24 protein-coding genes and 2 riboswitches are annotated in these 22738 nt (G+C 47.8%); of the genes, 6 read left to right on the forward strand and 18 right to left on the reverse strand.

Going from position 1 to position 22738, the window contains the following annotated elements; translation table 11 throughout:
• Positions 1-13: 13 nt before the first annotated feature.
• From glnA to WN59_RS12015, 4 genes are all read right to left on the reverse strand, one after another.
• Positions 14-1348, reverse strand: a complete 1335-nt coding sequence (gene glnA / locus WN59_RS12000; protein WP_046517659.1) for a type I glutamate--ammonia ligase — start codon at positions 1346-1348, stop codon at positions 14-16.
• A 14-nt stretch (positions 1349-1362) separates the two neighbouring features.
• On the reverse strand, positions 1363-1698 hold the full coding sequence (locus WN59_RS12005) for a MerR family transcriptional regulator (protein ID WP_046517662.1): 336 nt from the start codon (positions 1696-1698) through the stop codon (positions 1363-1365).
• Positions 1699-1850: 152 nt separating this feature from the next.
• Positions 1851-3191 carry a sodium-dependent transporter gene (locus WN59_RS12010; RefSeq protein ID WP_082099299.1) on the reverse strand — a complete coding sequence of 447 codons (1341 nt, stop codon included), beginning with the start codon at positions 3189-3191 and terminating at the stop codon, positions 1851-1853.
• Positions 3192-3318: 127 nt separating this feature from the next.
• Complete coding sequence (locus tag WN59_RS12015; protein ID WP_046517666.1) at positions 3319-5676, reverse strand: FdhF/YdeP family oxidoreductase; 2358 nt, start codon at positions 5674-5676, stop codon at positions 3319-3321.
• 229 nt (positions 5677-5905) lie between these two features.
• Between WN59_RS12015 and fdhD the strand changes: the two genes are divergently transcribed.
• Positions 5906-6703 (forward strand): formate dehydrogenase accessory sulfurtransferase FdhD, encoded by a 798-nt coding sequence (fdhD, locus tag WN59_RS12020; RefSeq protein ID WP_046517668.1) that lies wholly within the window; start codon positions 5906-5908, stop codon positions 6701-6703.
• A 25-nt stretch (positions 6704-6728) separates the two neighbouring features.
• Here the strand turns inward: fdhD and WN59_RS12025 are convergent, their stop codons facing one another.
• From WN59_RS12025 to WN59_RS12040, 4 genes are all read right to left on the reverse strand, one after another.
• The gene (locus WN59_RS12025; RefSeq protein ID WP_052747429.1) at positions 6729-7517 is read right to left on the reverse strand and encodes an N-acetylglucosaminidase; all 789 of its coding nucleotides are present in this window, start codon (positions 7515-7517) and stop codon (positions 6729-6731) included.
• A gap of 76 nt (positions 7518-7593) precedes the next feature.
• Positions 7594-8127, reverse strand: a complete 534-nt coding sequence (locus WN59_RS12030) for an NADPH-dependent FMN reductase (RefSeq protein ID WP_046517670.1) — start codon at positions 8125-8127, stop codon at positions 7594-7596.
• Positions 8128-8238: 111 nt separating this feature from the next.
• A complete protein-coding gene (locus WN59_RS12035; protein WP_046517672.1) occupies positions 8239-8421 on the reverse strand; it encodes a hypothetical protein in 183 nt (60 codons plus the stop codon).
• A gap of 137 nt (positions 8422-8558) precedes the next feature.
• Complete coding sequence (locus WN59_RS12040) at positions 8559-8738, reverse strand: hypothetical protein (protein ID WP_046517674.1); 180 nt, start codon at positions 8736-8738, stop codon at positions 8559-8561.
• A 213-nt stretch (positions 8739-8951) separates the two neighbouring features.
• Between WN59_RS12040 and WN59_RS12045 the strand changes: the two genes are divergently transcribed.
• Complete coding sequence (locus WN59_RS12045; RefSeq protein ID WP_046517676.1) at positions 8952-10310, forward strand: aldehyde dehydrogenase; 1359 nt, start codon at positions 8952-8954, stop codon at positions 10308-10310.
• 36 nt (positions 10311-10346) lie between these two features.
• On the opposite strand, the gene WN59_RS12050 is transcribed toward WN59_RS12045, so the two are convergent.
• From WN59_RS12050 to WN59_RS12065, 4 genes are all read right to left on the reverse strand, one after another.
• Positions 10347-11234 (reverse strand): SDR family oxidoreductase, encoded by an 888-nt coding sequence (locus WN59_RS12050; RefSeq protein WP_046517678.1) that lies wholly within the window; start codon positions 11232-11234, stop codon positions 10347-10349.
• Between the two features lie 35 nt (positions 11235-11269).
• Positions 11270-12640, reverse strand: coding sequence for an MATE family efflux transporter (locus WN59_RS12055; protein WP_046517680.1), 1371 nt, complete (start codon positions 12638-12640; stop codon positions 11270-11272).
• A 68-nt stretch (positions 12641-12708) separates the two neighbouring features.
• Positions 12709-14019, reverse strand: coding sequence for a Na+/H+ antiporter family protein (locus WN59_RS12060; protein ID WP_017547601.1), 1311 nt, complete (start codon positions 14017-14019; stop codon positions 12709-12711).
• 202 nt (positions 14020-14221) lie between these two features.
• Positions 14222-15217: a YeiH family protein gene (locus tag WN59_RS12065; protein WP_052747431.1), complete on the reverse strand. Its 996-nt coding sequence runs from the start codon at positions 15215-15217 to the stop codon at positions 14222-14224.
• A 101-nt stretch (positions 15218-15318) separates the two neighbouring features.
• Between WN59_RS12065 and WN59_RS12070 the strand changes: the two genes are divergently transcribed.
• Entirely contained in the window at positions 15319-16215 is an 897-nt protein-coding gene (locus WN59_RS12070) for a LysR family transcriptional regulator (RefSeq protein ID WP_052747433.1), read from the forward strand.
• Here the strand turns inward: WN59_RS12070 and WN59_RS12075 are convergent.
• Both WN59_RS12075 and WN59_RS12080 read right to left on the reverse strand, forming a co-directional pair.
• Positions 16210-16524 carry a DMT family transporter gene (locus WN59_RS12075; protein WP_046517685.1) on the reverse strand — a complete coding sequence of 105 codons (315 nt, stop codon included), beginning with the start codon at positions 16522-16524 and terminating at the stop codon, positions 16210-16212. The genes WN59_RS12070 and WN59_RS12075 overlap by 6 nt on opposite strands.
• 2 nt (positions 16525-16526) lie before the next feature.
• Positions 16527-16862, reverse strand: a complete 336-nt coding sequence (locus WN59_RS12080) for a DMT family transporter (protein ID WP_046517688.1) — start codon at positions 16860-16862, stop codon at positions 16527-16529.
• 48 nt (positions 16863-16910) lie between these two features.
• Positions 16911-17008, reverse strand: a riboswitch (guanidine-I (ykkC/yxkD leader).
• A 95-nt stretch (positions 17009-17103) separates the two neighbouring features.
• Between WN59_RS12080 and WN59_RS12085 the strand changes: the two genes are divergently transcribed.
• On the forward strand, positions 17104-17619 hold the full coding sequence (locus WN59_RS12085) for a cysteine hydrolase family protein (RefSeq protein WP_046517690.1): 516 nt from the start codon (positions 17104-17106) through the stop codon (positions 17617-17619).
• A gap of 25 nt (positions 17620-17644) precedes the next feature.
• Here WN59_RS12085 and WN59_RS12090 read toward each other — a convergent pair whose 3' ends face one another.
• From WN59_RS12090 to WN59_RS12100, 3 genes are all read right to left on the reverse strand, one after another.
• Positions 17645-18730, reverse strand: coding sequence for a YkvI family membrane protein (locus WN59_RS12090; protein ID WP_231577232.1), 1086 nt, complete (start codon positions 18728-18730; stop codon positions 17645-17647).
• A gap of 101 nt (positions 18731-18831) precedes the next feature.
• Positions 18832-19572, reverse strand: a complete 741-nt coding sequence (locus WN59_RS12095) for an alpha/beta hydrolase (protein ID WP_046517693.1) — start codon at positions 19570-19572, stop codon at positions 18832-18834.
• Positions 19569-19838: a hypothetical protein gene (locus WN59_RS12100; protein WP_046517695.1), complete on the reverse strand. Its 270-nt coding sequence runs from the start codon at positions 19836-19838 to the stop codon at positions 19569-19571. Before WN59_RS12100 ends, WN59_RS12095 begins: the two co-directional genes overlap by 4 nt.
• A gap of 108 nt (positions 19839-19946) precedes the next feature.
• A riboswitch (SAM riboswitch) is annotated at positions 19947-20043 on the forward strand.
• A gap of 70 nt (positions 20044-20113) precedes the next feature.
• Between WN59_RS12100 and WN59_RS12105 the strand changes: the two genes are divergently transcribed.
• Positions 20114-21391, forward strand: coding sequence for an O-acetylhomoserine aminocarboxypropyltransferase/cysteine synthase family protein (locus WN59_RS12105; protein WP_046517699.1), 1278 nt, complete (start codon positions 20114-20116; stop codon positions 21389-21391).
• Complete coding sequence (locus WN59_RS12110) at positions 21392-22324, forward strand: homoserine O-succinyltransferase (RefSeq protein ID WP_046517700.1); 933 nt, start codon at positions 21392-21394, stop codon at positions 22322-22324.
• A gap of 98 nt (positions 22325-22422) precedes the next feature.
• On the opposite strand, the gene WN59_RS12115 is transcribed toward WN59_RS12110, so the two are convergent.
• Entirely contained in the window at positions 22423-22719 is a 297-nt protein-coding gene (locus tag WN59_RS12115) for a chorismate mutase (RefSeq protein WP_046517703.1), read from the reverse strand.
• Positions 22720-22738: the final 19 nt, after the last annotated feature.

Here is a 22738-nt window from a genome sequence, read left to right on the forward strand (position 1 = left end):
CCCGCAAGTTTTTCTAATATTGGTTCAGATACTGGTTAAGCTCCCACTCGGAAACCTGGGAGCGGTACATGTCCCACTCCACACTCTTATTGCTGTTGAACTGCCTGTATATATGGGCGCCGAGAGCATCCTGTATGACTTCATCTTCCCTTAGCGCCTTGAGCGCAGTATAAAGGGTGGACGGCAGGTCCTTTACACCTACCGCTTCACGTTCTTCGCGTGTCATTTCGTAGATGTTTTCATTGACCGGTGAAGGGAGACCAATTTTATGTTTGATTCCTTCCAGGCCTGCTTTCAAGATGACTGCAAGTGCCATATAAGGGTTTGCAGAAGGATCCACAGATCTGACTTCGGCACGTGTGGAAAGTCCCCTTGATGTTGGAATCCTGAGCAGCGGTGAACGGTTTTTGCCGCTCCAGGCGATATAACTCGGTGCTTCATAGCCTGGCACCAGACGCTTGTAGGAGTTCACAAGCGGATTGCAGACGGCGGTGAAACCTCGTGCATGCTTCAGGATACCCGCCATGAAATATCTCATATCCTGGCTCAGGCCGATGGCATCATCCTCATCATAGAAGGCATTTTCTTTGCCTTTGAACAGGGAGACGTTGAAATGCATCCCATTGCCGTTGATGCCGTACAATGGTTTTGGCATGAATGTCGCATGCAAATTATGCTTCCTTGCCACAGTTTTGACGACAAGCTTGAATGTCTGGATATTATCACACGCCGAAATCGCATCTTCATACTTGAAGTCAATTTCGTGCTGTCCCTGGGCGACTTCGTGGTGGGATGCTTCGATTTCAAATCCCATATCCTCAAGTTCCAGCACTATGTCCCTGCGGCAGTTTTCCCCAAGGTCTGTAGGCGCAAGATCGAAATAGCCGCCCTGGTCGTTCAGTTCTGTTGTCGGGTTGCCGTTTTCATCAAGCTTGAAAAGGAAAAATTCCGGTTCAGGCCCGAGATTGAAAGCGGAATATCCCATGTCCTCCATCTCTTTGAGGACCCGTTTCAGATTGGACCTCGGGTCGCCGTCGAATGGTTTGCCGTCAGTGTCATAGATATCGCAGATCAGCCTGGCTACTTTGGCGTTGCCGGCACTCCAGGGAAAAATTGTCCACGTGCTCAAATCAGGTACCAGATACATGTCGGACTCTTCAATACGCACGAAGCCTTCGATTGAAGAACCATCGAACATCATTTCCCCGTCCAATGCTTTATCGATCTGACTGATCGGTACCTCAACATTCTTGATCGTTCCCAGAATATCCGAGAACTGGAGTCTCAAATATCTGACGTTTTCCTCTTCGGCAATACGCTTGATGTCTTCTCTCGTAAATTTTTTCATAGCTCACGCTCCCGTTAATTATTGAAAAATCTCGATAGATCACCGCGGTTTAAAAGCGGCCTTTGATGCTCTCTGTGCTTCAGGACTTCCGGTGTGTCATATGTTTGAGAGTCATTGAGAATCTCCCCGATCCTTTTCATGGTGAACCCCTTCTCCATGTAATGTCTGATGTTCAGCAGCACATCCAGATCATTCATTGAAAAGAGACGGTGGTTACCCTCACTGCGTTCGGGCACGATGAGGGACAGTGATTCATAATACCTGATCTGTCTCGCTGATAAACCGGTCAATTTCATGGCAGAGGACATGGGGAAAACAGGAGTACTCCTTCTCAATTGATCATTATCCAAAACGATCACCTCAAATCATGTAAAAATATTAGCACAGCTTTTCCTGATTTCCTAATCGATGTCAGAAAAACTGACATGTTTTAATTCTATACTTTTTTACACTTCATTCAAATGAAAAAAGAGAAGGGTAAGCTACCCTTCTCTTCCTGCGGTCATCCAAAGATGCTTACCGCAAACACTATTAAAATGATGACCGGCAGCACAAACCTGAGCATGAAGAGCCAGAATCTGAAGAATCCGAACATGCTGCTGTTCTCATCCACATTCAGCTGCCCCATCGTCACACGGCGGTCGATGATATAACCGACGAATATTGTCGAGATGAAAGCCCCTGTCGGGAGCATAACGTTCGATACCAGGAAGTCAACATTGTCGAATATGGATCGGCCGAAAATGATGACATCACTCAGCACACCGTAGGACAATGCTGAAGGAATCCCGGCCAGGAAGACAAGCAGTCCGAATATATACGCCGTGTTCCTGCGTCTGTTCTCATTGCCCTTGATCGTATTTGCAACGTTTATTTCAATCATCGAAATGGATGAAGTGAGTGTCGCAAACAGGAATGCACCAAGGAACAATATATAGAAGAGCATCCCGAACGGAATTGCACCAAATACCTGCGGGAGAACGATGAATACAAGACCCGGCCCTTCTGCGGCTTCCATATCCAGCGAAGCGATGGCCGGGAATATTGCCAGACCCGCCATGATTGAAATCGCAACGTTCATGATGACGATTGAAAATGCAGATTGTGTGAGATTCTGCTCTTTCCCGAGATATGATGCATATGTAATCATCGTTGTGGCACCGATACTGAGTGCAAAGAACGACTGCCCCAATGCATACAGAAGGCCTTCTGAACTTATCATTGAGAAATCGGGTGTGAGGAAGAATTGTATCCCTTCCACCGCTCCCGGCAGTGTGACAGAACGGATGATGACAATCAGGAACAGAGCGAACAGGAGCGGCATCATCACTTTAGATGCACGTTCCAGGCCTTTCTGCACTCCCTGCGCCACAATGAAGGCGGTCAGGAATATGAATGCACCCTGCGCCAGCAGTGCGTACAGAGGATTGGCTATGATCGTTTCAAATGCAGAGCCGTAGTTGTCTATCTGCAGGAGATTCATCATTTCCCCGATTGCGACAATCATATAGATGAGAATCCATCCGCCGATGACGCTGTAAAATGACAAAAGCAGAAAAACTGCAATATTCCCCAGCCAGCCGAACACTCTGTATGCTTTCTTATTTCCGAGATATTCAAATCCTTCTATCGGGTTCCTCTGGCCCGCGCGTCCGATGACGAATTCAGAGAGCAGCAGCGGCATGCCGACAAACAAAGTAAGAATCAGGAATACAAGAAGAAAAGCCCCGCCGCCATGTTCCGCTGTCATGTAAGGAAAGCGCCACAACGCTCCAAGGCCGATCGCAGAACCTGCCGCAGCAAGTACAAATCCCAGTTTACTCCCCCATTGTGATCTTTCCATAATATTTCCCCTTTTATATTGAGACTTTTTAGTATTTTAGCACAATAACTGCCTGTTTGAATACTTCAAACAGGCCATTCAGGCGTTATGACAGGAAAAGCAGTGCTTCCCTCCACCTCTTCAACCATCAGTTCGGATTATCCTCAAGGTCCGCCACCGGCTTTTCATAATACTGTCTGTCTTTGTTCGCATTGAAATGATCCGCCTTTTCAAGTTTCACATCCACAGTATAGTCCGGCATTTCTGCGAAGTTTTCATATATCCCTTTAGGCACCAGATAATTCCCCTCGGGGAACTGTATCCCGATGTTCCCAGGTTTGATGTCCGCCAGCCTTGCAAACCCCTGGAATACTCCGTTTACGTTATAGATGACAACCGGTTCGCCTTCCTGGATCCCCTGTGATCTGGCATCCTCTTCGCTGATCAGGGCATCGTACCGGCCCATCTCGTTGAATGCATCATGGTCGCCGTACACCATGGAATTAAATTGTTTACCGCGTCTCATAAGCAGCTTGAACTCGCCGGATTTCCTGTTGTTGTCCGGGATATCGATGCTGATCAGGTTCGCCCGTCCGTCAGGTGTCGGACAGATTCCGCCTTCACAGAGCCATGCCCCGCCGTATTGGTACACATCACCGGAATTTTTAAGATGCTGCACACCGTCATACTGCGGATTGGCCTTCGCAATCTCTTCCCGGATCTCCTGTCCGGAGCTGAAGCCGACCAGATGCGCCTCATCGGGTTTCACCCGCCTGGCAAGGTCGACGTAGATCTGCCATTCACTCCGCGCCTCTTTGATGCGGTTGCGGTTCCCTTCGATTTCAGGCGAGAAATAGATCATCCGTTCAGTGGAAGTGGACAATCCGCCGCCATCCTGCTCGTAACGTGTCTTGGCAGGGAGTACGATGACCGTCTCTTTTGCATCCAGCAGCGTGGAAGTATTCAAAATGATATCCTGATGGACACGGATTTCCAGGTTGGCCAACGCTTCTGCCACAAAGTCCGGATCCGGCATCGTCTCCAGGAAATTCCCCCCGGACATATAGTAAAGTTTCAGCTTCCGTTCGTTGTCATCCGGGAGCATGGCATTTTCTATGGTGATGCCGACGGAGTCACCCGGCCATTCAGGCAGTTTGAAGTTCCACACACCTTCAATCCTTTCACGGTTGGCCTCATCATAGTCACCGCCCGGAAGCACAAACGGATCGGCACCCATTTCACCTGATCCCTGGACGCTTGAATGCCCTCTGAGCGGCATCAGACCGTTGTACTTCCGGCCGAGCCATCCGCGGAGAAGCGACAGGTTGCAGACCTGTGAAATGTTATCGGTGGCATGCTTGTGCATGGTCAGGCCGAGCGCCCACACCATCACTCCGTTTTCAGAACGTGCCATAAGTCCGGCAAGCTCGCCGATGCGTTCGCGGCTGATGCCTGAAGATTGTTCAATCTCATCCCAGGACTGGCGGCTGACAGTCTTCTGCAGTTCTTCATAATTATTCACATGATTATGTACGAATTCATGGTTGATGGCGGAACCTTCCACCTCTGCTTCCATTTCAAACCAGTGTTTCATGATTCCGTGCATCATTGCGATGTCCCCGCCGATGTTCACTTCATAGAAGTCATCTGCAATCCTGGTGCCGAACAATGCGGACTCTGTTACCGACGGGACCCAGTATTTCTCCATGGAAGGCTCTTTGTACGGGTTGATCACGATGATCTTGGTGCCGCGCTTTTTGGCCTCCATCATGTACTTGGTGGAAACTGGACTCGAGTTCGCAGCGACACTGCCCCAGAACACAAGGACATCCGTCCCCATCCAGTCCTGATAGTTGCAGGTGGAAGCCCCGACGCCCACGGAACGTTTCATCGCTGTCTTGCTCGGCGAGTGACAGATCCTTGAAGCGTTGTCGATATTGTTCGTGCCCAGGAACCTTGATACTTTTGCGGCCGTATAGTAGGATTCATTCGTGATTCCACGGCTCGTCAGGTAAAATGCATACTGTTTCGGATCGAGGACTTTCATCTTTTCTGCAATTTTATCCATCGCTTCATCCCATGAAATGCGGATGAATTTACGGTCTCCTTTGCGCCGCATCATCGGATAAGGAACACGTCCCAGTTCCCTGAGTTCCCTGCTCGAGAGTTTGCGCAGCTCATCGATATCCTGGTGCAGGATTTCCGGCCTGATCGGCGGCGCCGTGTTCAATCTGAGCACATTGAAACGGGTCGTGCACATATGCGGCCCTTTGAGTGTCTGGTCCTGGAGTCCGCCCACACCGAGCGCACAGCCGTCGCATACACCCTTGGTTATGATGTTCTTCGCATAATTCAGATTGTCTTTGTTATCCCATGCGATTTTGGCTGTATCCCTTATGTGACGGGGTTTCACTTTGGTCAGGCCGAAAGGTACCGGACTTGCCCAGAGGCTGGGGTCCCATTTTTTCGTCTTGCTCATCGGTCCCGGGTGCAGTGTTTTTCCCATATTTACACTTCCTTATTGATATTATATTACTATTGTACCTCAAAGCCCGGCTTTATCAACTCGCTCCTCCGGAGAAATGCTATGTAACCAGGTTAATTTATTGGCAAAACAAATGCTGAATCATGCTATAATGTATGCGCGGTCAGATGCTGCAGTTCGGTTAATGAACATTATATTGAATAAATAAAACGCTTTCAATATATAACCTGTAAAAAAGGAGGGCGTTATTTTGGACATCACTTCGGAAAGGAAAATCGTCAGATATGACAATGGGGCATTCGAAGAGACGAACGATGCGATTGCTGAAGAATTCCCTCTGACGATCTATATAAATGATGTCGAGTTCGCGACACTTGTCTGTTCTCCTGACCACCTGGAGGAACTCATCATGGGCTTTTTGGCGTCTGAGGGGGCCATCCGCAAATACAGTGACATAAAGTCGATGAACCTGGATGACCACGGGGGATTCTGTCATATAGAACTGAGCAACCATGTTCCGACGGATCATTTTACGTATTCCAGGAGAATACTGGGATCCTGCTGCGGGAAGAGCCGGCAGTTCTATTTCCAGAGCGATGTCGATACCGCCAAAGTATCGATGTCAAAAACGACCATAACGCCGGCGCAATGCACTGCTCTGATGAAGGAAATGCAGGACACCAGCACCATTTTCAAGGAGACCGGCGGCATACACAATGCCAGCCTCGGTAACGCCCGGGAGATGATCGTGCACCGCGGGGATATCGGCAGGCATAACGCGCTGGACAAGCTGTACGGATACTGCATTGAAAACAGGATACCCGTTTCTGACAAAGTACTCGTCTTCAGCGGGCGCATCTCTTCAGAGGTGCTGACAAAAGCCGCCAAAATCGGTGTCGGCATCGTCCTCAGCAAATCGGCACCGACAGACCTTGCCATCAGGCTTGCAGAGGACCTGAACATTACGGCAATCGGCTTCATACGAGGGGATTCATTCAATATTTACAGTCATCCATGGCGCGTTGTCCCAACTGATGACAGCATATAGAAAAGCACTCCGTCCGGAGTGCTTTTTACTCTTTTGTATAGTAGTCCCTGTGGAATTCATCCGCTGACAATCCGTGCGCATTATAGTGGCTCTCCATGATATTGCCGATCTTGACCGCCCAGTGTATATCTGTCGCATACAGGTGTTTTCCCGGATTTTCAGGGTTCCACCGCATTGTGTAAAGAGTATCCTGCCCTTTCGATACATAATTTTCACTTATGAAACGGGCACCTCCCATGATAGCTTTCTCAGGGGTTGACCAGTCAGACTCCGCTGCATAACCGGAGCCTTCCGACACAGCCTTTTTATCAAATGCGCCTATGCCGAAGAAATTGTAATAAGTGGTGTCCCCCACTTCGATCCCTCCTGCAAGGGAGGATCTGCCGTTCCCGGTTTCTATCTGCGCATGGCTGATCAGATACAGGGCATTCAGGCCATACTCTTCCTGTGCGGCGTGGAACGTCTCTCCCCGGCCTTCGAGTATTCCCTTGCCTTTAAGGGATTCATCCAGCTGTTCAGGCGTCAGATCGGCTGTTTCATCCAGTTTCAGGAACTGGAAATCGGTGCTGCTCCGCCCGATATCCATTGCATTTCTGATATCCTCCTCATCCGCTTCGACTGCGCCGTCGTCCTCAAGCTTCACATCCTGCGTACTGCTCGCTGCCTGGGTATCCACCGCCGCTTCAAAACTATGGATATATTTTTCCTCCCTGTCCATAAGAGTCGTTTCAGAAATCAGAAAGGCGATGAAGAACACCACCATTACACCCAGCAGTATCAGAACCGGAATATCCTGCTTCATTTTTTGTTTCATTTCTCATTTTCCCTTATTTTAAGTTCACTCATTACACCATTCTATCCCATAACCTAAAAAAAAGTAAGCACCCTGTTCAGATGCTTACCGTTTCCGAATATGTCTGTTTTACAAGTGCATCTATCATTATGCTCAGACGTTCTGTAATCTGCTCATTTTCAAGGATTAACCCCTCGTCCGTTTTCACAAAATCCGAGTCGCACGTCGAAGCCTGGGTGGGGATCACCATTGCATGGACTCCTCTCATCACCATTCTCAGCTGCGTCAGCGGATCGGAGTTCCTCATCCCGCCGCTGTTGCAGAACAGGCCGACCGGTTTCATTTCAAATTCATTTATCGAAAGATGATCCAGAGCATTCTTTAAAATGCCCGAATAGGAAGTATGGTAATTCGGCGTTCCAATCATCATTGCGTTCGCTTCATGTGCAAGACGCTTCAGTTCCCCGACATCCACTGTTTTCCCCTGGCCGAGAACCGGGATGTCCCAGCCGCACAGATCGACCACGGTCACTTTGTGTTCAGGCTGTTCAACCAGGGATCCGATGAGTCGGGCGACCGCATTGGTGTGGGAGCCGGGAAAGGCGCTCCCGGATATGACAAGCAGGTTCATTGAAAGTCTCCTTTTCATAGGTTGCTGATTAAATCAATGGTATCATCCGGCAGTTGCCTTTAAAACCGTCTAAAGTTGTAATAAAAAAAGCCGAGCCCCGGGCTCAGCTGATCAGTTGTTCAATTTATCACTTAACGTCTTGAGTTTTTCAATCGTTTCTTTATCCAACTCTTCATGATCTATTTCTTTGTCGATGATTGATTGAGCGTCATCTATGGAAATATCCACCGCACGACTGATCTGATATGCTGTCAGTTTTTCAGTCAGCAATTCTAAATTCAAGCCTGTATCCATAATTTCACCTTCCCCCAATCAATTCTTCTGAAGCAAGTTCAATTATACCACATGATGAATTATTAACAACGAAAATGAAAACAAGGGATATACTCCCAGACCGGAAACCACATGGGTCCCTTCCGCAAAACGGAACTTTACTGGTCGAATAATGCCCGTTCCAGCATTCCGGCCCTGTCTCTTATCTCCTGATCCAAATCATCGATTTTCAATTTTTCTGCCAACAGATCGTTTGCCGTATCAATGCATATCCCCAGTGCCTCACTGATCTGATACGCCGTCAGCCTGCCCTCTGTAATCCTGGATTCCGTCTCCATCACATCACCCGCTTCACATAGATAATTCAATTATATGGAGAAATGGAAAAATTGCAATGTTTTTTCACAGAATCCATCATATATTCCGCCATTGAAGGGGTTTTCTGCCCTCTGACAGGAGCGGCGCCTTCCACCATATGCAAACCAAAGGTATTTTACAACATTAAAAAGCAGAGGAAATGGGTACCAGTTTACTGTGAGGAGTGGTAAATGATGTATGAATCAATCTATGCCAGACAAAAGCAGTTCTATCAATCAGGAAAATCAAGGGATATAAAGTTCAGGATAGATGCCCTGAAGCAGCTGAAGCGCGGAATCAAATATTATGAAAACGAACTGGCCGAAGCTATGCTTGCTGATTTCAACAAGCAGCAACCTGACACATACATGACTGAAATAGGCATCGTCTACGCTGAAATCAACCACGCAGTAAAGCACCTGGAGGAATGGGCCGGAACAAAGAAAGTCAAGACTCCCATCACCCACATCGGCTCAAAATCAGTCATATATAAAGAACCTTACGGGGTGACTCTGATCATCGCGCCCTGGAACTATCCGTTCAATCTGACAATTTCGCCTCTGATCGGTGCCATCAGTGCAGGAAATACTGCCGTTCTGAAACCTTCCGAACACACGCCCATGGTCGCAGAAGTCATCACCAGGATCATGGAACGCATCTTCCCTTCCGAATATATATATGCTGCCGAAGGCGGCATAGAAACCAATCAGGCATTGCTCAGACTGCCTTTTGACTATATATTCTATACAGGCAGCTCCCATGTCGGTAAGATTGTAATGAAGAAGGCTGCAGAAAATCTCATTCCCGTTACGCTTGAACTCGGCGGAAAATCGCCGGCGATCGTCACTGAGAATGCCGATTTGAAACTTGCTGCAAAGCGGATTGTCTGGGCAAAATTTTCAAATGCCGGACAGACCTGTGTGGCACCGGACTTCGTGTATGCAGAAGAATCCATTAAAAATGCGCTGCTGACGCACTTGAAACACTACACTCGCAAGTTCTATCATGAGGATTTCCGGCACGGCAGATATATGAGCATAGTGAACGACAATCATTTCGACAGGATCAGGGGACTGATTGAAGGGGATGTCGTATACGGGGGCCGTACAGATGCCGGAAACCGCACAATCGAACCTGCGATAATTGACAACGTGGAATTCGACCATCCGGCAATGAAGGAAGAGATCTTCGGCCCTGTACTGCCTGTCCTTTCCTACGGCAGTCTGGATAAAGCCATATTGGATCTGCGTGACATGCAGGATCCGCTTGCATTATACGTTTTCAGCGAAAATGAATCTGAAATTGAAACCGTCATCAGGGATGTACCGTTCGGCGGCGGTGCAGTGAATGACGCCATGTTCCATCTGGCTACACCATATCTGCCTTTCGGCGGACGCGGCAACAGCGGGATGGGAAAATATCACGGCAAATATTCGTTCGATACATTCACCCATGAAAAAAGCATACTGAAACAGACCACGCTGTTTGATATGCCTTTCAGATATCCTGATGCAAAAATTTTCAGGAAGCTCATTCGGCTGATGATGAGATAGAAAGATCCTCCAACTGGAAGTTGGAGGATCTTTTCGTTACTGATTGATCGGCATCCCGCCTGTAATGCCGTACACCTGTCCTGTCGTGAAACTCGCACTGTCCGACGCGAGCAGCACATAAGTGGAAGCAAGTTCCACGGGCTGGCCTGCACGCTTCAGCGGCTCATTCTGGCCGAACTCCGGTATGTTCTCCTGCGGCTGTCCACCCGCCACCTGAAGTACGGTCCAGACCGGTCCCGGGGACACGGCATTGATTCTGATTCCTTTTTCGGCAAGCTGGCCGGTCATCGCAATGACAAACGCGACCTGTGCACTCTTGGTCATCGCATAGTCCGAGAGGAGTCCTGAAGGATTGAATGCCTGTACGGATGTTGTCACAATAACACTTCCCCCTTCCGGGAGATGGTCCAAAGCCTCCTGGAGCATCCACACATTCGAGAAGATATTGACTGTAAACGTGTCTGTCAGCTGATTAGTGGACAGCTTCTTTATGTCCTTTTCAAACTGCTGGATTGCCGCATTCAACACCAGTATATCCAATCCGCCAAGCTGTTCCGCCGCTTCATGGACAAGATTCCTTGCAAACTCCTCGTCCCGCAGATCTCCGGGCAGAAGCACAGCCTTCCGGCCCGCCTTTTCAATGACAGCCTTCACTTCCTGTGCATCCGATTCTTCATCAGGCAGATAGCTTATGGCCACATCAGCGCCTTCTTTGGCATATGCAATTGCTGCGGCACGCCCGATCCCCGAATCCCCGCCTGTGACAAGCGCTTTCCTGTCCGTCAGCTGGCCGCTCGCGGTATATGATTCCTCGCCGCAGTCGGGCACCGGGCGCATTTCATTCTGCACACCCGGATACGGCTGTTCCTGCTTTTCAAACTTGCCATCGTAATGTTTATATAAAGGATTATTCATTTCAGCCATTCAAGTATTCCTCCTATATGATACAGAATACTCTACTATTGCGCGTTTTCTCCGGGTCCAAACATATTTCTTTTCTCAATGGTAAACAGCCGCATGAAAAATCCGGCGGCTGCACATGTCAGACCGAGTGAAATGCCGATCCAGAAACCGTACACCTCAAGTGCTGTGTATGCCGCCAGAAGATATCCGGCTGTGAGGCCGACAAGCCAATATGAGATGACAGCAATAACGGACGGGATGAGAACATCCTTATATCCTCTGAGCACACCCTGGAACAGGGCCTGAAGAGCATCCGACACCTGGTAGATGATGGCGAATAGAAACAGCGGTGAAGCAATGGCCACCACTGCCGGATCATCAGTGTAGAAATATGAAATCTGCTCCCTGAAGATGTACAGCAGCAGGGAAGAGGCAGAAATCAAGGCGAGGCTTGTTGCGAGCCCCATCATTTTATAACGCCTGGCATCATGGAACCTGCCCCCTCCTGCACTGAAACCGATCACGATGGTCATTGCCATCGATATACTCAGCGGCAGCATGAAAAGCATTGTCGTGAAGTTGAGGACAATCTGGTTCGCGGCAATGATATCAGTTGTGAACATGATGCCGATGAGAAGTGTCATCAGTGAAAAAATGCTCGTTTCCACAAATAGAAGCACACCGATCGGGATGCCGATCTTCAGATGGTGGATCATCACTTCCGGTGATGGCACTGCCATCCTCCTGAACAGTTTAAATGCCGCAAGCATTTCAACTTTGAAAGTCATGAATACGGCGATGAAAAAAATGAGCCAGTATGTGATGGCTGTCGCATATCCCGCTCCGATACCACCGAGTTCCGGGAACCCGAAGTTCCCGAAAATCAATGAATAATTGAAGAAGACATTGAGCGGAAGAGACATGGAAATAACGTATAGCGATACTCTTGTAAGCCCCTGCGCATCAATGAAATTCCGTAGCACACTGAACAGGAATAACGGTATTATACCGGTGGACAGTCCAATGAGATAGTGATAGGAGATATCATGTACGTCCGCAGCAAGATCCATCATCCTGAGCAGGTCATCAAGGAAGAACAATCCCGAGAGCAGTACGATCACTGCAATGGCCACTGCAATATACATCGCCTGCGTTACAGTATTGTGCACCTTCTCTTTCTCATCCGCCCCCATCAGATTTGCAACGATTGCTGTCACCGCAAGCAGTATGCCGTTGATGCCTGTGGAAACCGGCGCCCAGAAACTGGACCCTATGGCAACTCCTGCAAGGTCTTCGACACTTGCACGGCCGGACATCATCGTATCGATCATATTCATGGAATAAAGGAGTATCTGGGTGATGAGTATGGGCCATAGTATACGCATAAGAATGGCGTACATTTCCCTTTTTGAATCTGTATGATACATTTTTCTGCTCCGTTCCGGTATTTTTCACTAATAGATCCATTACCGCGGTAATGGATCTGTATGTCCGATCATAGGACAATCCCTGCTATGAAACCAGTCACCAGTACAGGAATATTCAAAAATATGAAGGTTGGGACACATGTGTCCCAAATATGATCATGTTGTCCATCCGCATCGAGACCGGCTGTCGGGCCAAGGGTGGAATCGGATGCCGGGGAACCTGCATCCCCGAGAGCTCCTGCCGTACCGATGATTGCAATGATTGCCGGAATAGAAAGTTCCAGCTCTATGCCCATGGGAACGAATATACTTGCAATGATCGGTATCGTCGCAAAAGATGAACCGATTCCCATCGTTACTACCAGTCCGACCAGCAGCATGGAAATGACAATCATTATTTTCTGGCCGGCCAGGGCTTCCGCTATCCCTTCCACCAGTGACATGACATGTCCCGTTTCAGTAATGACTGTGGCAAAACCGTTGGCTGCAAGCATTACTATGCCTATATATGCCATCATCTGTATGCCGTTTATCAGTTCGGCATCCAGACTTTTCCACTTAAACCTGAACGACAGGAAGAATATCATGATTCCGGCGAGCGCCCCGAATATCATTGAATCCGTCATAATCTGGACGGTGAATGTTGCCAGTATGGACAACACTGCCGTAATGACTGTTGCGGTACTGACTTCCCTTTTCTGGTGCGTGGCAAGCTGAATCGTTTCATAATTCCTTTTCTTCCTATAATAAAACAGAGCAATGACGAGACCGATAACAAAGCCGCTGGCGGGAAGGATCAGGTTCGGGGCGACATCACCGAATGCAATGTCTACCCCGACTGTATCAAAACTCGTCACTATCGTATTTTGGAATATCTGACCGAAACCGACCGGCAGTAAGACATACGGAAATGTCAATCCGAATGTCAGAACGATGGCAATCAGACGCCTGTCGATTTCCAGTTCATTCATCAGACTGAGTATCGGAGGTATGAGGATGGGTATAAAGGCAATGTGTACCGGAATCAGATTCTGGCTCATCACCGCAACTGTGAGCAGTGCGGCAATGATGGAGACCTTGGCGATAATCCTCGCTTTTTTCGACCGGTCTTTATTCAAAGCACCGATGATGAAATCGACCAGTACTTCAGTGATGCCACTGTATGCAATCAGCGCTGCAAATCCACCGAGGAGTGCATAGCTCAGCGCAATTTCAGCACCACCGACAATGCCCCCGGTGAATGTAGTGATGACATCCGCAACCGGCATACCCGCCGTGAGCCCTCCTGCGAGCGCACCGATGAACAGGGCAAGCACTACATTCAGCCTGAGCAGACTCAGGACAATCATGACCAGAACAGCGATTAATACTGCATTCATGATGTTTCCACCTTCCATTTTAATTCAAGCATAATATTGTAATACTAATTATTCAGGGGCCATTTGTCAATCTCAAAAAATATGAATATGCAATGGATAAAGGCAAAGTGTTCCTTATCATGACAAACAATGAAAATGTTGAACAGTACCTTAGATAAGTGACAGTATCAAAGGCCGCTCCCCAAAACCGGGAGCGGATTTTTTATATCATCACGAAAACAAATATTGACAGCATGACAGATACAGCCAGTATCACTGCAAAAGGTTTTGAGGCACGTCGCACCGTATCCCTCAGATCGATGTTCAGCCCGAGGGCGGTCATTGCCATGGCAAGCAGCAGCGAGGTTATGCCTGAAATGCTCTCCATGACCTTTTCGGGGATTGTGATGTAGTCCCCCAGTACATAGCTGTTCAAAATGCTCATCAGCACAAAACCGATGAGGAAATAAGGGAATGGGATTTTTTTGACACTCTCTTCCCCCTCCCTTTTTCTCATGATGAAAATCAGTACGAAACACAGTGGGATCAGCAGAAATACCCTCGATAACTTTGCAAGCAATGCGATGGCTAATGCGTCGGTCCCTGCAGGTTCTGCTGCGAGGGCGACATGGGCGAGTTCATGCAGGCTCAGGCCCGCCCAGGAACCGTACTCTTCCGGTGTCATCGGGAGGTAGGGCCCGAGGAAAATGTAGGCGATTGAAAAAAGCGTCCCCATCAGTGCAATGATGCCGATGCTGATCGCTGTATCTTCATCCTTTGCTTTGAGGATCGGCGCGACAGCAGCTATTGCCGCCGCACCGCACACTCCTGTGCCGACACCCACCAGCATGGATATATTCATGTCTGCCCTTATCATCTTCGCCAGAATGAATGACATTACAATTGAAAAAACAATGACGATGACAGACTGTGCAATAAGCGCCAGCCCCTCTGAAAGTATGACATCTATATTCAGTTTCAGCCCATACAGTATGATTGCCGCCCGGAGCAGGATTTTGGAAGAAAATTGTATCCCGGATGCAATTTTATACGGATAACCAAAAAACTGGCGGTATAGAAATGCTAGGATTATTGCTGTGGCCAGGGGCCCGATGTATTCGAAAACCGGCAATTCGGCAAGCAGTATGCCGAATACGGCGATCATCAGTGTAAAGGATATTCCGGCTATGAAACCTTTTGATTTAACAGTTCTCATCATAATAACGCCTCCATAATTCATGATAGCGCCATATGAAAGATAAGTTAAATAGTATATAATGATGACATTGATAACCATTCGGTTATGAAAGGGGCATGCAGATGATAAATCAGACACTTAAAGTATTCGTCACGGTCGTCGATAAAAAGAGTTTCACCCTTGCTGCGGAATCGCTGCATATGACCCAGCCTGCTGTCTCGAACTATATCAGGAGACTGGAAGAAGAACTCGGCGTCACGCTCATCGACAGATCAGGGAAAATGGTCCGATTAAATCCTGCCGGAGAAATCTATTACCATTATGCCAAAGAGATGATCGGTATCGACGAAAGGATGCAGCACCTTATACAGGACTTGCAGAATGAGTCCAGGGGCCCTGTACACATCGGCGCCAGCTATACATACGGGGAATATATCCTTCCCAAAATCATTGCACAGCTGATCGGAAAATACCCGGGAATCAAACCCGAAGTATCGATAAGCAACTCGTCGTCCATCATTAGGATGGTCAATTCGCACGACCTTGATATCGGCATCATAGAAGATGAGGAACGTGAGACCGATAAAGATCTCAACATCACCCGGCTGATCAGGGACCGGATGTATATCATAGGTGACAGGGAAACCCCGGACTCCCTTGATGATAAAGAACTCGGGGCGGCCACCTGGATTGTCAGGGAAGATGGTTCCGGCACAAGAAGCTATCAGGATCAGCTGTTCACCTCACTCGGCATCAGCCCAAAAACCATCACCCTGAGCAGTACCCAGGCTGTAAAAAGTTCCGTGACGAACGGCCTCGGCCTTACCCTGCTTTCACACCACACCATCGGAGAAGAGCTGAAAACAGGTTCTCTCAAGATCATAAACCGGGAAAGCACGGAGCTCTCCCGTTATTTTCATCTGCTTACTCCGGATGTCAAATTCCATTCCAAAAGTACGCGCACGCTGGTTGATATGTTCAATGAGGACAGCATAGAAACCCATCATTTCAAATCATGAAATCAATTTCAGCCCGACGACTGCGAAAATGATGAGCAGGATGAATGCAATCCGCTTCCAATCCCTGGATTCATCATAGAAGAACATGCCCAGAAGCGCCCCGCCGGATGCACCGATACCTGTCCACACCGCATAGGCGGTACCCATCGGCAATGTCTGGAGCGCATAGGCAAGGAACAGGAAAGACAGACCGAAACTTGTGAGCAATATCAGCAGCGAAGAAATATTTTTATCCCTGTGAAGCTTATTGATTGATAATACTCCTGTGACTTCAAACAAGCCGGCAATGACCAATGAAAACCATGCCATGATTACTGCACCTCACTTTCGTTGTCATCCGTGACCATCTTAAGTCCGATTACGCCCGCAAGAATCAACGCTATCAATATTATCTTCAGCGGTCTGAACGGCTCGCCGAACAATATAATTTCAGACAATACTGTACCGAATGCCCCGAGACCGACGAACACTGCATAGACTGTACCGACCGGCAGGTATTTGCCGGCATCGATCATCAGATAGAAACTGACGTATATTGCGATGAGCGTGAAGATCCATTCATACCAGCTGTCTGCATGTGTCAGTCCGATGACCCAGCCGACTTCGAAGATGCTTGCAGTGACGACTTTTATCCATTGCATATTCATAAGTACCCTCCAGAATGATATAAAAAAGCCCGGGATGAGAATATTATTCTCTCCCGGGCTTTTGTCCCTCCGTGACATGGCAGCATGCCATGAGCCCCCTCTCGGACCTGGCCTGCAGAAGCAGCGGAACCCTAGAGGGCATTCGTTGTTCACTTGGCCCCATTATAGTATATTTTCTTTAGAAATACAAGATAGCGGGTACCTTATATTAAGAAAGCATATAAACAGGAGTGATGTATAGATGCTTATTGCCATAGATCTGCAGAATGACACGTTTGCCGAATCCGGCTCAAGCTACAGTGAGTGGACGACCAGGATAAAGCACGGTATAACCGGACGCATACAAAAGGCGATTGCTGAGAATGAATCCATCATCTACACTAAGAACCTCTATCCCGAATTCGAGCATGGCAACAGGACGACAGAGAGCATACGGTTTGATGAGGAAATCCATTCCGACTTTTCTGCCCTTCTCGATAAATACGGAGATGAATACGTAAAGACCTTCTACGGAATTCCGCCGGAGGAATCAAAAAAAATACAGGAAACATATATTGAGGAGGTGGAAGCCAATCACATCATTGAATTTGTCGGGGTCGAAACAAATATTTGTATACTCGCTAACATCATGGTCATACAGAATATATTTCCTCATGCAGATATCACTATCGATAAAGGACTTATCGCCAGCTCGAATTCGCATCTCCATGATATGACCCTTGAAATACTTTCCAACATGCACATAACCATAAAATGAGTCACACCCGGAAGGTGTGCCCGGATCAGACTCTGGTTCTGTTCTTTTTATTGCCGAGAAGGGCAATCCATTTGACGAACAATCCGGCGCCCAGCAGAAGTCCAACATATCCCATGACCGGATAGACTGTCCCCACCAGATCCGCAAAGCCGGCAAAGCTCAGAATATACCCAAGAACAAGCGACACGGGCAGGAGGATGCTGTAACCTCTGCTTTTGGGGGCAAGAAACCTGATCAGGAATGGGTACAGCATCCCAACAGCTGTATTATAGATGACAAGCAGCATCGCTATGCCCAGCAGAATGCCGAGTGCAGGATGTATTTCGCCACCCAGCAGAAGCATAGGCAGCTCGACGTCATTTACAGCGTCAAGCCGTGACAGTATCCCCAGATTGATCATAAGCATCAGTACAAGGATTATGATGCTGCCTGCGATACCGCCATAGCCGGCCACCTTGCGCGATTTGGAGTCAGCGCCCATCATCGTCAGGAAGCTGAAGGCAACCGCGATGGTGAATCCGCTGTAGGTGATTGCATCCCACCACCAGGCACCGTCGACGGTAAGCTCCGGTTTTGCAAACCGATCCGCTTCGGATAAAGGCATCGGAGAGTTGAAATATGTGACCAGCGCGATGATGATGACGACCCCCAGAAGATACGGTGTGACAACACCTAAAGCGATTACAATTTTATTGAAATTCAAATTCAATGTGATATATACAGCAATCACAAGTATGAGTGAGCCCAGCCATGGAGGCGTGCCGAAACTTTCATAAAAGGTAGATCCGGCTCCGGCAATCATTATGACCGCCACTCCGTAAAGGAAAAACGCCAGTATGTAATCTATGAGACGGCCGAAGAAAGGGCCGAATGTGTTCATGATTGAATCCACATGGGATTCGGCTTCGAGGTCGTAACCTACGTCAGCCGTCCATTTTCCCGTGAACAGTATGAGGAATCCTGATAAAAGAACAGCAATAATACTGATATAACCATTATTCGTAAAGAATTGGAGAATCTCCTGTCCGGTGGAAAAGCCTGCCCCGACCACAACACCGGTGTAGGCAAAACCTATTTTAAGGACATCCTTAACATTCGCCAAAATAACCACTCCGTATGAAATTAGAATTTTTTAAATAATAATTTAATGGTACACTTCTTTACTAAACTTTACAAATATCAAACTAAAAAATAGCACTGCCTGCAGCAGTGCTATGCTTCTATGGAATCCAGGAAATGCAGTATATCTTTGAACAGCAGCTTTTTATCCTTGCCTTTCGTCATAAGATGACCGGTATTCGGATAAACTTTCATATCCTTCGCTTCTGAACCGGTATTTTCGTATATATGATCTGCACTCTCTTCATACAACGCAGCATCTTTACCGCCGTATTTCACAGCCAGCGGCACTGTAATTTCACCAAGCCTGCTGTGCACTTCCTCAATCAGTGATTCAAATTCCGGCAGGGATGCCATGGGTTCCTTTTCCAGTTCCTTCAGCCGCGCATCAATCTCTTCATCATTCCTGCCGACGAATTCCATGAAATTCTCCGTATACGATACCACTCTCTTATTAAGGTCTTCGATATCCTTGCCCTGCGGAACGGACATCGCAACAGCGCCATCTATATCATCCAGCGAGTAGGCAGCCTTCAGGGACAATATACCGCCGAGCGATACACCGGCGATATAAACGCTCTCATGCCCTTTGTCCTTAAGCATTTCATAGCTTTCGACAACGTTATTCCACCATTCGGAAGGGCTTGATTCAACAAGGGGATCCGGTCCCATGCCATGTCCCTCAAATATCGGTATGGACACTGCGTAACCGTTCGAATTCAGATATTCCCCGAGCTCTTTCATGTCTCTTGTGGTACCGGTAAAGGAATGCAGCAGAATGACTGCCCTGTCCCCCTTCTCCAGGTATACCGGATCAGGCTGTGTTATTTTCATCCGTCTTCCTCCTTCTCTTTCATTGCTCTCTCATACAGGTATTCCGCTTCCCGTTTTCCGAGATTGAAATCCTGCATCACTTTCTCAATTGTTTCATTCCTTACTTTACCTTGACTGTCGTACTTCCAAACCTTCCTGATCATTTCTCCGAGACGGTCCTTTCCCGTCGATGCCTTCATAATGTTTCCTATCATTCTGCGGCTTAATATGAACAGGACTATCACAAGCAACATGAGCAGAATGATTATAAAATCCAGATTTTCCATAGTCGTCCTCCCTGCCGGGATTGTAATGACAATCCCCATTTATCTAAATGTTTAAAAGTGTTTGACAAATCCTGAGTAAGTTAGTAAGATGATACTCAATTAAATAATTACTTATCCAGAGCGGTGGAGGGACTGGCCCTATGAAACCCGGCAACCTTTTCAGTAAGGTGCTAACTCCAGCAGGTTTTTTCCTGAAAGATGAGTGAAACGGGAGTCTCCTTATCTTAAAAAGGGAGGCTCTTTTTTATTATTTAAAATTATATGGAGGCGTTAAAATGACTGAAGAATTCCGTTTTGAAACCAAGCAGCTGCATTCCGGCCAGGAAGTGGATCCCGCCACAAATTCACGTGCCCTGCCAATCTACCAGACAACATCCTACACTTTTGATGATACCAAACATGCAGCCGATCTGTTCGGTTTGAAAGATGCAGGAAATATATATACAAGACTCATGAACCCGACGACAAATGCACTTGAAGTACGCGTTGCAGAACTTGAGGGCGGCGTTGCAGGGGTAGGTGTTGCTTCAGGCATGGCTGCAATCACCTATGCAGTGCAGGCTGTTGCAATAGCCGGGGACCACATCATTTCAGCATCCAGCCTGTACGGCGGCACCCACACACTGTTTACACATACGCTCAGAAAATTCGGCATAGAAACCACACTCACAGATACTAAAGACCCGGAGAACGTTTCACGTGAAATAAAGGAAAATACTAAAGCGATATTCGTCGAGACCATCGGAAATCCTGAAGGTAACGTAGAAGACATCAAAGCACTCGCCAAAATTGCAGATGATAACGGCATCATCCTTATCGTCGATAATACGTTTGCCACCCCTTATCTCTGCCGGCCGATTGAGCACGGTGCACACGTTGTCGTGCACTCCGCCACCAAATTCCTCGGAGGCCATGGAACTTCCATCGGCGGTGTCATCATTGATGGCGGAAACTTCGACTGGGATAACGGCAAGTTCCCGGGGCTCACGGAACCGGACCCTTCATATCATGGTCTCGTGTTTACGGAAGCATTCGGTCCTGCGGCACTTGCGTACAAGATCAGGACGACCCTGCTCCGTGACACAGGGGCCGCCCTTTCGCCATTCAATGCCTTCCTTCTGACACAGGGCATTGAAACACTCTCACTGCGCATGGAACGCCATGTTGAAAATTCGCAGAAGGTGGCCGAATTCCTCGAACAGCATGAAAAAGTGGAATGGGTCGATTACGCAGGACTTGATTCCAGTCCGTACCATGAACTGCAAAAAGAATACCTTCCCAAAGGGGCCGGCGCAGTTTTCACGTTCGGTGTCAGAGGCGGGTATGAAGCCGGTATAAAATTCATAGAATCACTGGATCTTTTCTCCATGCTTGCCAATGTAGGGGATGCCAAATCACTGGTCATCCACCCCGCTTCAACGACGCATTCACAGCTCACGGAAGAGGAACAGCTAAAAGGCGGCGTAAAACCTGAAACAGTGCGTCTTTCCGTCGGCCTGGAGCACATCGACGATATTCTGGATGATCTCAAAAAAGGTCTGGATGCGATATAAATGCCTATTAAAGTCATCGAGGGGCTGCCTGTAAGGGAGCTCCTCAAAAAAGAAGATGTCTATACCATAGGGGCGTCGAGAGCGCACACCCAGGACATCCGTCCGCTCCGGATGCTCATATTGAACCTTATGCCCAAAAAGGAGGAGACCGAACTGCATCTCCTCCGCCTCCTGGGTAATACGCCTCTGCAGATTGATGTCGAATTCCTGTATATGTCCACCCACCAGAGCCGCAACACACCGACCAGCCATCTTCAGAAATATTATAATTCCTTCGATGAAATCAGGGAGCAGAAATTCGACGGCATGATCGTCACCGGTGCGCCGGTTGAAAAACTGGAATATGAACAAGTGGATTATATCGATGAACTAAAAGATATCATCAACTGGGCACAGACCCACGTATATTCCCGCTTCTTCATATGCTGGGGCGCACAGTTTGCACTAAGCCACTATTTCGACATTGGAAAACAGGAACTCCCCGCCAAACTGTTCGGCATTTTTGAGTACAGCAACATTTATCCGGATCATCCTCTGCTCCGGGGATTTGATGATATATACAACGTTCCGCAATCACGGCATACAACGGTCGATCTGAAGGCGCTCAGAAATACACCGGGTCTCGACATCCTTACTGAACATCCCGACTTCGGGCCGGACATCACTGCATCAAAAGACAGAAGGGACCTGTTCATATTCGGTCATCTCGAGTATGAACGCGATACTTTGAAACAGGAATACGAACGCGATGTATCAGACGGGCAGCATATAGACCTCCCCCACAATTATTTCCCGGGTGATGACTCTTCCCTGCATCCCGTCTTCAACTGGAAAAGCCATGGTCATATCCTGTTCAACAACTGGATAAACGAAACATACCAAAATACGTATTACGACCTGGAGAGTATGGTAAAACAGAAACACCGGCAATGATCAAATGAAAAAGATATTCCGGTATGAAAACAGCTCCGCTGCCCGGCAGCGGAGCTGTTTTTACATATTAAAAAGCCGGGCTGTACCCGGCTCTCTCACTATATATTGTTAATGGAGGATTTGCGATTTTTGAGATTTTCATGCTGTCTTTTCCTGGAGAGTGCCATCAGATGCCTGAAAAACGAATCTGCATGCCGTTTTAGAGTTTCATCTGTCAGTCTTCCCACATTCTTCTCAACGACTTCCTCTTCCCTTTCTTCATCGAAAATAGGAATATCATTCCTCTGCTTATACTCCGCTATCTCTGAAGATACACGCATTCTGGCCTCAAACAGTTCCACAAGTTCCCGGTCGATGTCATTAATCCTGGTCCTGAGTTTTTCATGCGATTCCATTGGCATCCCTCCTTTAGTT

Source organism: Salinicoccus sediminis, from assembly GCF_000986795.1.
In the GTDB taxonomy this organism is placed as follows: domain Bacteria; phylum Bacillota; class Bacilli; order Staphylococcales; family Salinicoccaceae; genus Salinicoccus; species Salinicoccus sediminis.